Raw genomic sequence first — 13885 nt, forward strand, 5'->3', positions numbered from 1 at the left:
GGTGCTGACAGCGAACGCGGGAGCGAACTTCGGAATCTAAAAGGACAGTAGAAATCATGGACTCGCTAGTGTGATTCAGATCGAGAAATTCGCTCGGAACCTGGCTGCATGATGGGGCGAATTTCTCGATCATCACACTAGCACGCCTTCCGCACGATGGCCGGAGCAAGTTGGTCCATGTCGTCATCCTGCGAAATGGTGCGCGTGTCGAGGTCGATGACCGTAAGGACCAGCACGAGCTTGCCCGCGCCGCCGACGGGAAGCCAGTTGCCCGGATTGGCGTCGCGTGAAAGCTTCACGACGTAGCTGCCGTCGGAATTGACGGCGACCGTATCGCTGGTGAAAGCGAAACGGTCGAGCGTGTTCGGGATCAATTGGCCCTGCGCGTCGAACACGGCGAGGCTCCACCAGAAGCCGGCGGCTTCCTGGCCTTCGACTTCATAGTGGCAGGAGGAATGCAGCGCGCGCCCTTCATCGTCCACGCGCGCGACGTAGGTCTGCGACACGGCGGTGCTGAGCGGCATGATGCCGAGACGCGCGGCGTTGGCGCGCGTGTAGGGATCGGCGTCCGGCCGTCCCGCCGACACCCAGGACACCCAGGGCCCCACGGTGACGGTCGTGAGCGAAGAGCCGCGCTCGACCATGTACCAGCTCGAGCCGAGACCGAGGATCAGCACGACCCCGATGAAGAGGGCCCAATCCGTCGTATAGGCGACCATCATCGCGACGCGCTTGCGCAGCCGGTGCAGCGCGAAGGAGAGGGCGTTGAGCGTGATGCGGGAGCGCAAGGTGGAGGTTGTCATGGATCAGGGGATGCCGGCGGGTGAGGGCGGAAACGGCGCGCCGGATTGAGAGGCGAGAGCCGAAGAGGAGCCGAGCGGCGGCGCGCGTTCGGCGCGGTTGCCGCGCGGAGTCACGCCGGGGGCCGCCGGCCGGCCATCGATCGGCGTCGGCTGCGGGGTGGTGGTGGGCTCGGCGACGCCGGCGGCTTTGCGCAAAGCGGTGGTGATCCGCTTCAACGCATCCCGCGCTTGGGCGGTCATCGTCGGCGAAACGGTCTTCGAGCCGTCCGCATCGGCGGCCGCGGTTGGGTTCGCCCGCTTGAATTCGGCGATCCGCTGCGCCTCGGCGGCTTGCACCGGATGCGGTTCGAGGCCGGGGATGTTGGGGATGTTCATATCGCGATGCGCGACGGACATGAACGAATGCCAGAGCGGCGCGGCGAGGTGGCCGCCCGTATTGCCGCCGGCCATCGGCCGGTTGTCATCGTTGCCGAGCCAGACCGACCCGACGTATTTGCCGGTCGCGCCGACGAACCAGACGTCCTTCGGACCGGAGCTCGTTCCGGTTTTGCCGATGACGTTGGTGAAGTCGAGTGAGGCTTGCTGTGCGGTGCCGTCGGTAACCACGCGCCGCATCATCTGGTTCATGCCCTCAGCCACGTTCAACGGCACGATCTGCGCAGGCTCGGGCTCGTCCCGCTCGCGGCTGTAGACCATTTCGCCGCGCGAGTTGACGACGTCGAGGATCCCGAACGGACGCGCACTCTTGCCGCCGTTGACGAACGTCGCCAAGCCGCCCGTATGTTCGAGCGGCGTGATGCCGTAGTCGCCGAGTGCCATCGAGCAGGACTTGCGGATGCCGGTGATCCCGAGCCGTTGCGTGAGTTCGATCACCTTCTCGCGTCCGACGGCGAACGAGAGTTCGGCGGCAACGGTGTTGAGCGATTTGGCGAGCGCCATCCAGAGCGGCATGCGTCCGCCGCCGCCATGACTGCCGCCATAGTTCTGGGGGTGCCACCGGCCGCACGAGCGCGAGGCGTCGCGCACGACCGTGTCCGGCTTGTAGCCGTTCTCGAGCGCGGCGGCATAGACGTAAATCTTGAACGACGAGCCCGGCTGGCGGCGCGCATGCGTGGCGCGGTTGAACTGGCTTTCACCGTAGTCCGGCCCGCCGACAAGCGCGCGTACCGCTCCGTCCGGTTCCATGGCGACGAGAGCGCCGGAGTTGATGCGGAGGCTGCGGCCGCGCTGCTTGAGGAATGTGACGAGCGCTTCGTCGGCCTGCTTCTGCATCGCAAGGTCAACGGTGGTGCGCGCGGTCAGAACGTACTGGTTCTTGCCTTCCGTGAGCCGCTGCACTTCCTCGAAAGCCCAATCGAGGAACCAGTCCGGGCTGGTGGTCGCGCGCGTCTCGACGATCTGCGCGGGATGCAGGCGTGCTTCGTGGACCTGCGCCGTCGTGTAGAAGCCGGCTTCGATCAGGTTCTGCAGCACCTCGTTGGTGCGCGCGCGCGAGGCCGGCAGATTGATGTGCGGCGCATACTTCGTGGGCGCTTTGTAGAGGCCGGCCATCAGCGCCGCCTCGGCGAGGTTCACTTCGCGCACCGATTTGCCGAAGTAGAATTGAGAGGCCGCCTCGACGCCGAACGCGCCGCCGCCGAGATAGGCGCGGTCCAGATAAAGCTTCAGGATCTCCCGCTTGGTGAAGCGGGTTTCGAGCAGGAGCGCGAGGAACGCCTCCTTGATCTTGCGGTCGAGCGAGCGCTCGGACGAGAGGAAGAGGTTCTTGGCGAGCTGCTGGGAAAGCGACGAGCCGCCCTGCACCACGTCGTTGGCGCGCAGGTTCTCTACGAGCGCGCGCGCCGTGCCGAGCACGTCGATACCGAAATGTTCGAAGAAGCGGCGGTCTTCCGTCGCGAGCGTGGCCTTGATGACAGAGTCGGGAATCTCCTCGAGCGGCACCGCGTCGTTATGCAGGATGCCGCGCTGGCCGATCTCGTTGCCGCCCGCATCGAGAAACTTCACGCTGTACTGGCCCGTCAGGAAGCGCCCCTCGTCGAAATCGAGGAAAGCCGGCAGCGCGAGCGCGTAGAGAACGAAAAAGCCGCCGACCGCGAGCGTGAAGCCTTCCGACGCCGCTTCGGTCACGAGGCGCTTTCCGCCGGTGAGCTTGAAACGCGCGAAGAAGCTGGAGCCCGCGTCCCAGATATCCTTGGCGCGCGACCAGAACTCGGAGACCGAGGAATCGAGGCGCGAGTCGAGCGCCATCCAGTCGATGCCGTCGCGCCGTCCGCGTTTGAAGAACCAGTCGCTCAAACCTGCCGCCCCATCTCGCGCATCCGACGTCTCGGCGATCCATCACACCGGACCAAACACGCCGGACCAAACACCATGAGCGCCGCAGGCCTTGGCACAGCGGCGGACTCAAATCTTCGCCAGGGCATTATGGTTATTTATGCGTCCACCGGAAGGCGGAGCGTCGCTCGCCGGCGAACCGGATGCTTGGATTCGCACGGGTTTTTGGGAAGGAGCCAGGAAAGATATCCCCGCTGCAAAACCATGATCTATTCTGATCTGTTGAGTGACGTAAGTAATATGCAGCTTATAATCACGAATGCGGAGAAAACGTGAAGAACAACCTAAAATACGTTTGACAGCGTTGCGGTCGTTCTGTAGTATTTTCGTATGGTCGGAATTGTGCCGGTGACGAAAGCGCGCTGAGCACTTGCCAGTATGGCCCCTCGATCTTGCGCTTCGGCGTTTTCTCTTGAAATAAACCGAGACTTAGCGGTGTGGCGGCGGCATGCAGGTCGGCGACGAAACGTGGGCCGAGGTGCGCCTCGCGTATGTCGACGGGTCGGTGCCGCTGAAGGACATCGCCGCCCGGTTCGGCCTGACGCCGCAACGCATCGGGATCAAAGCCAAGAAGGAAGGTTGGACGCGGCCGCCTGCACATCCTGCAGGTGAGGGCCGCGCACGTTCGCCGCGCCGTGGGCCCGCCGGCGCCGCAAAGCCCGCCACCGCAAAACAGAGCGGGCGGCTTCCGAACCGCACGGCGCAGAGAGCCGTCATCGCACGGCTCTATCGCGCCATCACAGTGAAGCTCGAGCATATGGAGAAACGCATGGCGAGCGGTGAGGACCGTTCGGCCCAGGACGAGGAGCGCGAAAGCCGCGCCCTCGCGACCCTCATCAACAACTTCGAGAAGGTCACGGAGGCCGTCGCTGAATTGGAATCAGACCGGGGAGCAAGCCGCGCCAGAAGCGCGGCCGGAGCCGATGCGGAGCGCATGCGCCGCGAGATTGCGGAACGTCTTGAACGCCTCGGCGGCGTCGGGCCGGCTGCCCGAGGTGCTGGCGGGGCTGGATCTTGAGACGCTCACTTTCATTCTCGCCGACTGGCAGGTCTGGGCGCGCGACGACCAGCTCCCGCCGCGCGCGACTGCGGAGGGCGGTGACTGGCGCGTCTGGCTGATCCTCGGCGGACGCGGCGCGGGCAAGACGCGGGCAGGCGCCGAATGGGTGCGCGCCAAGGCGCTCGGCATCGCCCCGCTCGGACGTGAGCCTGCGCGGCGTATTGCGCTGATCGGCGAAACGCTGGGCGACGTGCGGCGCGTGATGATCGACGGCGTCTCGGGCCTTCTCGCCATTCATGCTGACGGCGAGCGCCCCGAGCTCGAGATTTCGAAGGCGCAGCTCGTCTGGCCGAACGGCGCCATCGCGCAGATGTTTTCCGCCGAGGACCCGGACAGTTTGCGTGGCCCTCAGTTCGATGCCGCGTGGTGCGATGAACTCGCCAAATGGCGGCGCCCGGAGGAAACCTGGGACATGCTTCAGTTCGGCATGCGCCTCGGCACGTCGCCGTCGATCGCGGTGACGACCACGCCGCGCCCGCTGCCGATGCTGAAGGCGATCATGGACGACCCGGCGACTGTCATCACGCGGGCGGCCACCACAGCCAACGCGGCCCACCTCGCGCCGGCCTTTATTGCCGAGATGGAGCGGCGCTATGCCGGCACGGCGCTTGGACGCCAGGAATTGCTCGGCGAGATCGTCGACGAGCAATCCGGCAGCCTGTGGCGGCGTGATTGGATCGAACGTCATCGCGTCAAGGAATGCCCGGAGCTGACGAGCATCGTCGTCGCTGTCGATCCGCCCGTGACCGCGACCGCCAACTCGGATGCGTGCGGGATTGTTGTTGCGGGGCTCGGCGCCGATGGGCGCGCCTACGTTGCGGCCGACCGGTCGCTGCAGGGCCGCGAGCCGCATGTCTGGGCGCGCGCCGCCGTGCGCGCCTATCAGGAGTTCATGGCCGATCGCGTCGTGGCCGAGGTCAACCAGGGCGGCGATCTCGTCATCGCCATCCTTCGCCAGATCGACGAGACGGTCGCGGTGCGCACCGTGCGCGCCACGCGCGGCAAGTGGCTGCGCGCCGAGCCGGTCGCCGCACTCTATGCCGAAGGCCGGATCGCGCATGTCGGCCTGCATACGACGCTGGAGGAACAGATGCTCGCCTTCGGCGCCGACGGACTCTCACGCGGCCGCAGCCCCGATCGCGTCGACGCGCTGGTCTGGGCCATTACCGATCTGATGCTCGACCGCGGTGCCTCGCCCTCCATCCGGCAACTCTGACAAGAGGCAGTAAGGCAGTCGGCAGTGAGGCAGTGAGAGCCGGACAGATCGCTTGACCTAGCACGACTGCCGACTGCCTAACTGCCTACTCCCGCCTTCACGAAGGACCCCTGCATGCCGCGTATCCTTGAGACGCTGGCGGGCCTATGGCCACGCCCGGCGACGCCTGCTGCTGTCTCGCACGCCGCTGTTGCCGAACAGGTGAAAGCCAGCGCCACCGGTCCGTTGATCCTGCTCGAAACGCTCGGGCGGCCCGTCTGGACGCCGCGCGACTACGAGGCCTTCGCCCGCGAAGGCTTCATGCAGAACGCCATCGTCTACCGCTCCGTGCGCATGATCGCCGAGGCCGCCGCCTCCGTGCCGCTGCTGCTTTATGAACGCGACGACGAGCACGAGCATCACCCGCTGCTCGATCTCATCGCCCGGCCGAGCCTCGACCAGACCGGCGCCGACTTTCTCGAAGCCTGGTACGGCTATCTGCTCGTCGCCGGCAACGCCTACGTGGAAGCGGTCGCGCTCGACGGCCGCATCCGCGAGCTGCACGCGCTGCGCCCCGACCGCATGAAGGTGGTGCCCGGCGCCGAGGGCTGGCCCGAGGCCTACGAATACACCTGCGCCGGACGCACGATCCGCTTCGAGGAGGAGCCCGCGCCGGGCGTCCGCCCGATCCTGCACGTGCGCCTCTTCCATCCCGCCAACGACCACTACGGCATGAGCCCCATCGAGGCCGCCGCGCAGGCCATCGACATCCACAACACGGCGGGCCGCTGGAACAAGGCGCTGCTCGACAATTCCGCGCGTCCCTCCGGCGCGCTCGTCTACGGCGGCGCCGACGGGCGCATGACGCCGGAGCAGTTCGAGCGCCTGAAGGTCGAGCTTGAGGAGGGCTTCCAGGGCCCGCGCCGCGCCGGCCGTCCGCTGCTGCTCGAAGGCGGGCTCGACTGGAAGCCGCTGAGTCTCTCGCCCAAGGACATGGACTTCATCGAGGCGCGCAACGGCGCCGCGCGCGAGATCGCGCTGGCGTTCGGCGTGCCTCCGATGCTGCTCGGCATCCCGGGCGACAACACGTTTTCCAATTATCAGGAAGCCCAGCGGGCCTTTTGGCGCTCCACGGTTCTGCCGCTGGTGACGCGCACGGCGCGCGCGCTGTCGTCGTGGTTGGGGCCCGCTTACGCATCCAGTCTCGATCTGCGCCCCGACCTCGACCGGATCGAAGCGCTGACCAGCGAGCGCGAAGCCCTGTGGGCCCGTATCGAGAAGGTGAGCTTCCTGACGCTGAACGAGAAGCGCGCGGCGGTCGGCTACACGCCACTCGAAGAACCACCGCCCGCCGCGACGGAAGGCGACGCATCGATCGTTGTACGGAAATATCGCGTCTTGCCGGAGGCAAGCAAATATAGATCAGACCAAGCCCGCGCCCCCGCCGGCTCCTCCGACGGCGGCGAATGGGTCGATGAGGGGAGAGGGGGTGGAAGCGGCGGCAGAGCAACTGGCGGAAGCGGAAGGTCATCGAAGCCTGTTCGCGTGGCGCGCGCCGAAGGCGAGACGCGTACCGATGCCGACGAGGGCCTGTTCAGCGGCGACGAACCAGTCCAGGTCGCGCAGGCAAGAAGGCCTTTGGGTCCGGCGCGGACGATAAATGTAAGAGGCCGCAACTACACTCTTCACGAGAGCTTGGCCGGCGAGGTTGAGAGCGCGCTGAGGCGTGTCGACGAAGCCCAAAAACGCGCGCGTGAACTCGACCCGGATTGGAAGCCGTTGCCGAGCGCTCGAAGCACCGAGCCGAGCGCCGACATTCATGGTGTGATCCGCGGCTTAAGAATGGAAGCCCAGGAGGCTGAGGCCCGTATAACGGTATTGCAACGTGGCATTCCGCACGGGTTCGTTTCCCATAGAGAGTTTCAAGACTTTGGGCGAACTGCTTGGGATCGTCTCAGCGCCGCCGGTCATCGGGATGCGGAGCCCTTCATTGAGGGCAGCGCCGTGACAGGGTATAAATATACAACCGGCGAGGTGTTTGACTCCAAGCGGACAAGCGACTTCGACTTGGCAATCGTGAGCCCTTCTCTTCTGCGGAGGGCCCGCGATGCAGGGGTTGAACTCCGTAGCGGTGGAACGCGAACGAAGTCGATCGAGCCTGAAAAACTCGGAGAGTTAGGATTGGAGGATTTTGCAAGTGAGTTGCGGAGGAAGGCGGGTCGAAAAATCGGGGTGATGATTTACGATTCTAGAGAATCACTGAGGCGACACAGTCCCTATATGGATTTACCGTGAGAAAGAACGGACAGCATGGCTATCAGCGTCAAATATTCAGTGAAGGCGCAGGATCTCGAAGAAGCGCGCTCCTGGGTCGAGAAGACCACGGGGCTCGAAGCTGAGCCTCGCGAAAGTTCCTATTGGGGCGGTGACTACTACTTGTTCGAGACAAGCGACGGTGAGGAACTTAAGCTGATCAATAATGTCGATATATATGACGACGAGCCGGTCATCGGAGATTTGCCTGACTGGAAAATAGCACTTCTGTTTAATGGTCCGGAAGCCGCATCTTCCGTGCTTCAGTTGCTCGGAAAGAACGCAGATCGGTTCGAGAAGGTAAGCGAAACGGAATATTGAGGGCTGGAAGCCACTCTCGCTTTCGCCCAAGGACATGGACTTCATCGAGGCGCGCAACGGCTCCGCGCGCGAGATCGCGCTGGCCTTCGGCGTGCCCCCGTCGATGCGAAGCATCGCTCCGCGATGACGCTGCTCGGCATCCCGGGCGACAACACGTTTTCCAATTATCAGGAGGCCCGTCGATGCGGAGCATCGCTTCGCGATGACGTGCCTTTTGGCGATCCACGGTTCTGCCGCTGGTGACGCGCACGGCGCGCGCGCTGTCGTCGTGGTTGGGGCCCGCTTTCGCATCCAGTCTCGATCTGCGCCCCGACCTCGACCGGATCGAGGCGCTGACCAGCGAGCGCGAAGCCCTGTGGGCGCGCGTCGAGAAGGTGAGCTTCCTGACGCTGAACGAGAAGCGCGCGGCGGTCGGCTACACGCCACTCGAAGAACCACCGCCCGCTGCGACGGAACGCGACGCATCGATCGTTGTACGGAAATATCCTGCCGAATGCGGGCGCAAATGTCCTGCCGAAGGCGGGCGTAAATATCGCCCCGACCAGGCCCGTGCTCCCGCCGGATCCTCCGATGGCGGCGAGTGGGTGGATGAAGGGAGAGGGGGCGGAAGCAGCGGCGGCTCAAGCAGCGGCAGCATCGCGGGCGGCGCTCCGGACCGCGACGGAAGGTCGAGGGATGAGAATGTTCGCGTCGCGCAGGCCGGAGAGACAGACAAAGAGCCTGTAGACCTAAGAGAGGAAGATGGTCGGCTCGGCGGTCACACAACAACTCGTCACGTAGCACAGCCGGATGATGAGCTTCTGGCAATCGTTAGGCGCGACCGAATAGTAGGGCCGACTGTCACCGTTGCAAGAAAACGCCAAGGGTCATTTTTGACGATTGAAGATGCTAACAACTTTGTGAATCGCGTGCTCGAAGACAATGCCAGCGCAGTGCAGGAAGTCGCCAAAGGTGAGAAGTACGAGGCTGAATTCGTAAAAAGGTTCGGATACGTGACCGGCAAGGAAGCGTTTCGTCCCGATGCGGACGCGGAACCGTATATGCGGCCCACTTACGAGGTATACGTTCACATCGAGGTCGATAAGCGATCAAAGAAAGGTTACAGGGTATTTAGGGCGTTCCCAATAAACTCTAAACCTAACCAAGAGTAGATCATGGAAGTTTCTCGCGAGTTCAAAACGCTTGTTCGCCGCCTCAATGAGGCGGAGCTACCTCGCCCCTTTGACGAGCAGGAGTGGCTTCGGAGTGTTGTCGATGGTCTTGAGCCGTCGATCCGACAGGGTGCGTCAGAGTTTGTCGGCCGCATCGTTGCTGCGGAGTTGGAGCCAGCTGATTTGCAAGTTCTGTTGGATGATGCAGGTTCAGAATACTACGTCAAAGAAGACGGAATTCGCGAATTATTTAAAATTCTGATGGCGGTCCTCTAAAAACCTGTCGAAGCGCCCCGGAACTCGACCAGATGGAGAAACGCGCAAACAATTACTACTATAGGCATCGGCGAGGGGTAGGTAAACACGAAGGTGCCCACATGGCGATCCCTGACAAAAAAAGGTGAGAAGAGCCACGATCTCGAACGATGAGCTTCAACTGCGCATTCTGGCGGAGTTGGAAGAGGCCGGCCAAGGGGAACTAGTGTCACTCCTCAACACGGTGATTGATGAAACGCAGGGTCGCCCCGCGGAGGTGGCGGTCTTTCGCGACGCGGTGGACCAACTGATTAGTAAGGGCTTGATCCTCATGGCCCCTGAAAATGAGCCCGGTCAGCGATTGGTGGAGGTCGACGCCGCACAATCCCGTGCAATGGTGTCCGAGGTTTTGGGTTCGCTTTTTTTTGGTGTCGACGACCTTCATTGGACTGCTGATCCTTTCGTTTATAGCTACGCCGTCTTGACCGAGACTGGCACGGCTGCAAGCGAAAAGGTCCTCGACGATCGCGGATACCGGTGGTGGTACCACGAGGAAAACGACGACGAGGTCGCCTAGCTTGAGGAGGGCTTCCAAGGCCCGCGCCGCGCCGGCCGCCCTTTGCTGCTCGAAGGCGGCCTCGACTGGAAGCCGCTGAGTCTCTCGCCCAAGGACATGGACTTCATCGAGGCGCGCAACGGCGCCGCGCGCGAGATCGCGCTGGCCTTCGGCGTGCCCCGTCGATGCGAAGCATCGCTCCGCGATGACGCTGCTCGGCATTCCGGGCGACAACACGTTTTCCAATTATCAGGAAGCCCGTCGATGCGGCGCATCGCTTCGCGATGACGTGCCTTTTGGCGATCCACGGTTCTGCCGCTGGTGACGCGCACGGCGCGCGCGCTGTCGTCGTGGTTGGGGCCCGCTTACGCATCCAGTCTCGATCTGCGCCCCGACCTCGACCGGATCGAAGCCCTGACCAGCGAGCGCGAGAAGCGTCCGGCCGAAGGCGGGCAAGTAAGAGCTGTGGGCGCGCGTCGATGCGAAGCATCGCCATAGCGATGCTTGCGAGCATCGCTCCGCGATGACGAGAAGGTGAGCTTCCTGACACTGAACGAGAAGCGCGTCCTGCCGAAGGCGGGCATGGAAGGCCGGTCGGCGTCGATGCGGAGCATCGCTTCGCGATGACACGCCACTCGAAGAACCGCCGCCTTCCGCCGCGACGGAAAGCGACGCATCGATCGTTGTACGTAAAGGGCGGGCGCCCGGCTCGCGAAGCGACCGATCGAAGTCAAACGTCGCGGGCCGTGTCGCTCTGCGCTCACGTGAGGTGGGAGGCGATGGTGAATGCAACGGGAAGCGCTACTGCGTGGATCGGTAGGGATACCACCACAGTTAGCCGGCCAGAGTTCGATAGGATTTTGCGAGAACTCACCATAGGCGCCAGTGAAGTGGAAACGCCTCCCGACTATAGGGGGCTTTGGTATTTGCGAGCTGACAACACTGTAATCGGAGTGCGCATCAGCGAGTTTTATGGCTATACGATAGACATCGTGGATAGCGGAGTTAGTCCGCTGTTGCGAACTGGTGCGCGGATTCATTTCCTTGATTGACGTCCGGCAAAAAAGTTCTGTGGGCGACACTGCAGCCGAGTACATCGTCACGATTCCAGACGAAATCGACAGCGATGGCGAAGGGTTGTGGAAGATCGTTCCTGGTGGCCGAAGCTTCGGATTTGAAGGGGACGATCTTGCCGAGTTCGTGCGCCTCTGCGTGCTGCGCCTCCTGCAAGTCGGCGCAGTTCCCGTGCGTCACGCAAAAATGGGTAAGCTCGCATGGGCTGAGCAAACCCAATACGGTACGACGAGAGACGAGATCGCGGATGCGATTGTCGCGGAGTGGCTGGAGGCGGGCGGTGGTAACCCCGAGTGGTCTTGGCTCTGGTTCGTGACGCGCGGCGTACTACAAACGAGCCGGCGCTGGCAGGCTGATTCTCAAAAATCGGACTGAATGAGAAGCCCCGGGCCGTCGGCGTCGATGCGAAGCATCGCCGGATAAGTGATGCGAAGCATCGCTTCATTGAAAACACATGGGGCGCGGACAATGTTCATGATGATTAGAAACCGTCTGGAATATCCGCCGAACTGAGTGCGCCGATACACTTTGAAAGCCCGAGCCCGCTCGGGCTTTTCCGCCGCGAACGACGTCCGCAGCACCCACACACGACAACAACCTGGAGACCACACCTCATGGCCATTCGCGCATGGGAACAGCGGAGCATTGCATGGCCTGCGTCGGAAATCCCGCCCGTGCACGAGGTGAAGTTCACGTCCCTCGACTTCAAGCGGGCGGACATCGACGGCACGTTCGAGGGCTATGCGAGCCTCTTCAACCGCGAGGATCTCGGCCGCGATGTCGTGCTACCGGGCGCCTTCCGCGAAAGCCTGGCCCAACGCGGCGCGCGCGGCGTCAAGCTGCTCTATCAGCATGACGCCAACCAGCCGATCGGCGTCTGGACGACGCTGCAGGAGGACAGCCGCGGGCTCTACGCACAAGGCCGCCTGATGCGCGACGTCACCAAGGCGCGCGAGGTGATGGCGCTGATGCGGGCCGGCGCGCTGGACGGTCTCTCCATCGGGTTCAAGGCGGTGCGTGCGAGGCGCGATCGCGTGACCGGCGTGCGCCGCCTCGAAAAGATCGACCTCTGGGAAATCTCGATCGTGACCTTTCCGCTGCTGCCGGAAGCGCGGATCACGTCGGCCAAACAGACACCGTTCTCGGCGGCCCCGCCGACCGAACGCGAATTCGAACGCTGGCTCACGCGGGATGCTGGGCTGACGAGAAGCGAGGCTCGCGCGGTGCTGCGCGGCGGCCTCGCCGGCCTCAAGGCTTTGCGGGATGCGAGCTTGGGCACCACGGACGAGGCGCGTCTCGCAATCCGCATCAGGAATGCGGCGCGCGCGCTCACGAAGCAGTGATCTCAATTCTCAGTTCAAAGGAAGCATCCATGACAGACCACACTGAAATTCCGCAGAGCCTCGAAACCAAATCCGGCGGCAACGTCGGCGCGGCGTTCGAGGAATTCATGCGCGCCTTCGAGACCTACAAGGACGCGAACGATGATCGCCTGTCCGAGCTGGAGCGCCGCTCGGCTTCCGATCCACTGATCGACGACAAGCTTGCCCGCCTCGACCGCGCGCTCGACGAGACCAAGCGCGTGGCGGATACGCTCGCGGTGAAAGCGCAGCGGCCCCATCTCGGCGGCGCAGGCGCGATCGAGACGGCCGCGGTTCGCGAGCATCGGCGCGCCTTCAACGACTACGTGCGCAAAGGCGAAACCGCGAACCTGTCGCGCCTCGAAGCCAAGGCGCTCGCTGTCTCGACCAACAGCGGCGCCGACGGCGGCTACCTGGTGCCGGACGAAACCGAGCGCGCCGTCATCTCGGCCCTGAAGGACATTTCGCCGATCCGCGCCATCGCCTCAGTGCGGCAGGTATCGGGCTCCGTGTACAAGAAGCCGTTCGCCATCACCGGCCCCGTCACGGGCTGGGTCGCCGAGACGGCCTCGCGCACCCAGACGGCCACCCCGACGCTCGACGAGCTCTCGTTCCCGACCATGGAGCTCTACGCCATGCCGGCCGCGACGGCGACGCTGCTCGACGACAGCGCCGTCAACATCGACGAGTGGATCGCAGAGGAGGTGCGCGACACCTTCGCTCAGCAGGAAGGCACCGCGTTCGTCTCGGGCAACGGCAGCGCCAAGCCGAAGGGCTTCCTCGACTACACCAAGGTCGCGAACGGCTCCTGGGCCTGGGAGAACATCGGCTACATCACGACGGGCGTCGATGGGCTATTTCCGGCCAGCAACCCCGCCGACAAGCTGATCGACCTCATCTACACGGTGAAGGCGGGCTATCGCGGCAACGGCACGTTCGTCTTCAATCGCGGCACGCAAGCGGCGATCCGCAAGATGAAGGACGGCGACGGCCACTACGTGTGGCAGCCGGCCGCCAGCGCGGGCGAGCCGTCGCTGTTGATGGGCTACCCGGTGGTCGAGTCCGAGGACATGCCGGCGATGGCCGAGGACAGCTATTCGGTGGCGTTCGGCGATTTCCGCCGCGGCTATCTGATCGTCGATCGCGTCGGCATCCGCGTGCTCCGCGATCCCTTCTCGTCGAAGCCTTACGTGCTTTTCTACACGACCAAGCGCGTCGGCGGCGGCGTGCAGGACTTCAACGCCATCAAGCTGCTGAAGTTCGAAGCGTAGCGCTGATCACCAGCCTAAGGGCGGGCGTACCCTTTCGACCGCGAAGCGGTCTGGGAGCGTCTTGGCGAAGCCAAGCTCCGCTTGGATGCGACGCGCGCCCGAGCCGCCCCTAGCGGAGCGCCAGCGCGCCGGTCTTGGCGAAGCCAAGCTTCGCTTGGACGGCGCGCGAACAGGCGCGTGAGCGCGATCAA

Annotated in this window: 12 protein-coding genes and 2 pseudogenes; 12 read left to right on the top strand and 2 right to left on the bottom strand. The window is 63.9% G+C overall.

Going from position 1 to position 13885, the window contains the following annotated elements; all coding sequences use genetic code 11:
- Nucleotides 1–137: 137 nt before the first annotated feature.
- Together ACTIFK_RS08515 and ACTIFK_RS08520 are read right to left on the bottom strand one after the other, a co-directional pair.
- A complete protein-coding gene (locus ACTIFK_RS08515; RefSeq protein ID WP_439542629.1) occupies nucleotides 138–803 on the bottom strand; it encodes a DUF1214 domain-containing protein in 666 nt (221 codons plus the stop codon).
- A 3-nt stretch (nucleotides 804–806) separates the two neighbouring features.
- Nucleotides 807–3098 carry a transglycosylase domain-containing protein gene (locus tag ACTIFK_RS08520; protein WP_439542630.1) on the bottom strand — a complete coding sequence of 764 codons (2292 nt, stop codon included), beginning with the start codon at nucleotides 3096–3098 and terminating at the stop codon, nucleotides 807–809.
- Between the two features lie 487 nt (nucleotides 3099–3585).
- Between ACTIFK_RS08520 and ACTIFK_RS08525 the strand changes: the two genes are divergently transcribed.
- From ACTIFK_RS08525 to ACTIFK_RS08580, 12 genes and pseudogenes are all read left to right on the top strand, one after another.
- Nucleotides 3586–4155, top strand: a complete 570-nt coding sequence (locus ACTIFK_RS08525; RefSeq protein WP_439542631.1) for a hypothetical protein — start codon at nucleotides 3586–3588, stop codon at nucleotides 4153–4155.
- Nucleotides 4061–5413, top strand: a complete 1353-nt coding sequence (locus ACTIFK_RS08530) for a DNA-packaging protein (RefSeq protein ID WP_439542632.1) — start codon at nucleotides 4061–4063, stop codon at nucleotides 5411–5413. Before ACTIFK_RS08525 ends, ACTIFK_RS08530 begins: the two co-directional genes overlap by 95 nt.
- 114 nt (nucleotides 5414–5527) lie before the next feature.
- Nucleotides 5528–7687: a phage portal protein gene (locus ACTIFK_RS08535; RefSeq protein ID WP_439542633.1), complete on the top strand. Its 2160-nt coding sequence runs from the start codon at nucleotides 5528–5530 to the stop codon at nucleotides 7685–7687.
- A gap of 15 nt (nucleotides 7688–7702) precedes the next feature.
- Nucleotides 7703–8026, top strand: coding sequence for a hypothetical protein (locus ACTIFK_RS08540; RefSeq protein WP_439542634.1), 324 nt, complete (start codon nucleotides 7703–7705; stop codon nucleotides 8024–8026).
- A gap of 4 nt (nucleotides 8027–8030) precedes the next feature.
- Nucleotides 8031–8451 (top strand): annotated as a pseudogene (locus ACTIFK_RS08545) (phage portal protein); the annotation flags it as partial.
- 159 nt (nucleotides 8452–8610) lie between these two features.
- Nucleotides 8611–9177 (top strand): RNase A-like domain-containing protein, encoded by a 567-nt coding sequence (locus tag ACTIFK_RS08550; RefSeq protein ID WP_439542763.1) that lies wholly within the window; start codon nucleotides 8611–8613, stop codon nucleotides 9175–9177.
- Between the two features lie 3 nt (nucleotides 9178–9180).
- On the top strand, nucleotides 9181–9453 hold the full coding sequence (locus tag ACTIFK_RS08555) for a hypothetical protein (RefSeq protein ID WP_439542635.1): 273 nt from the start codon (nucleotides 9181–9183) through the stop codon (nucleotides 9451–9453).
- A 124-nt stretch (nucleotides 9454–9577) separates the two neighbouring features.
- Nucleotides 9578–10009 carry a hypothetical protein gene (locus ACTIFK_RS08560; protein ID WP_439542636.1) on the top strand — a complete coding sequence of 144 codons (432 nt, stop codon included), beginning with the start codon at nucleotides 9578–9580 and terminating at the stop codon, nucleotides 10007–10009.
- Nucleotides 10010–10486: pseudogene (locus ACTIFK_RS08565) on the top strand (phage portal protein); the annotation flags it as partial. It abuts the gene before it with no gap.
- A gap of 546 nt (nucleotides 10487–11032) precedes the next feature.
- On the top strand, nucleotides 11033–11437 hold the full coding sequence (locus tag ACTIFK_RS08570) for a hypothetical protein (RefSeq protein WP_439542637.1): 405 nt from the start codon (nucleotides 11033–11035) through the stop codon (nucleotides 11435–11437).
- Nucleotides 11438–11676: 239 nt separating this feature from the next.
- The gene (locus tag ACTIFK_RS08575) at nucleotides 11677–12405 is read left to right on the top strand and encodes an HK97 family phage prohead protease (RefSeq protein WP_439542638.1); all 729 of its coding nucleotides are present in this window, start codon (nucleotides 11677–11679) and stop codon (nucleotides 12403–12405) included.
- A 29-nt stretch (nucleotides 12406–12434) separates the two neighbouring features.
- Complete coding sequence (locus ACTIFK_RS08580) at nucleotides 12435–13694, top strand: phage major capsid protein (protein ID WP_439542639.1); 1260 nt, start codon at nucleotides 12435–12437, stop codon at nucleotides 13692–13694.
- Nucleotides 13695–13885 lie beyond the last annotated feature (191 nt).

The organism is Hyphomicrobium sp., assembly GCF_051860585.1.
Classification (GTDB): Bacteria; Pseudomonadota; Alphaproteobacteria; order Rhizobiales; family Hyphomicrobiaceae; genus Hyphomicrobium_C.

Coding starts and splice junctions, on each gene's coding strand:
- ACTIFK_RS08515 (WP_439542629.1), bottom strand. CDS start 803: ATGACAACCTCCACCTTGCGCTCCCGCATCACGCTCAACGCCCTCTCC.
- ACTIFK_RS08525 (WP_439542631.1), top strand. CDS start 3,586: ATGCAGGTCGGCGACGAAACGTGGGCCGAGGTGCGCCTCGCGTATGTC.
- ACTIFK_RS08530 (WP_439542632.1), top strand. CDS start 4,061: ATGCGGAGCGCATGCGCCGCGAGATTGCGGAACGTCTTGAACGCCTCG.
- ACTIFK_RS08535 (WP_439542633.1), top strand. CDS start 5,528: ATGCCGCGTATCCTTGAGACGCTGGCGGGCCTATGGCCACGCCCGGCG.
- ACTIFK_RS08540 (WP_439542634.1), top strand. CDS start 7,703: ATGGCTATCAGCGTCAAATATTCAGTGAAGGCGCAGGATCTCGAAGAA.
- ACTIFK_RS08555 (WP_439542635.1), top strand. CDS start 9,181: ATGGAAGTTTCTCGCGAGTTCAAAACGCTTGTTCGCCGCCTCAATGAG.
- ACTIFK_RS08575 (WP_439542638.1), top strand. CDS start 11,677: ATGGCCATTCGCGCATGGGAACAGCGGAGCATTGCATGGCCTGCGTCG.
- ACTIFK_RS08580 (WP_439542639.1), top strand. CDS start 12,435: ATGACAGACCACACTGAAATTCCGCAGAGCCTCGAAACCAAATCCGGC.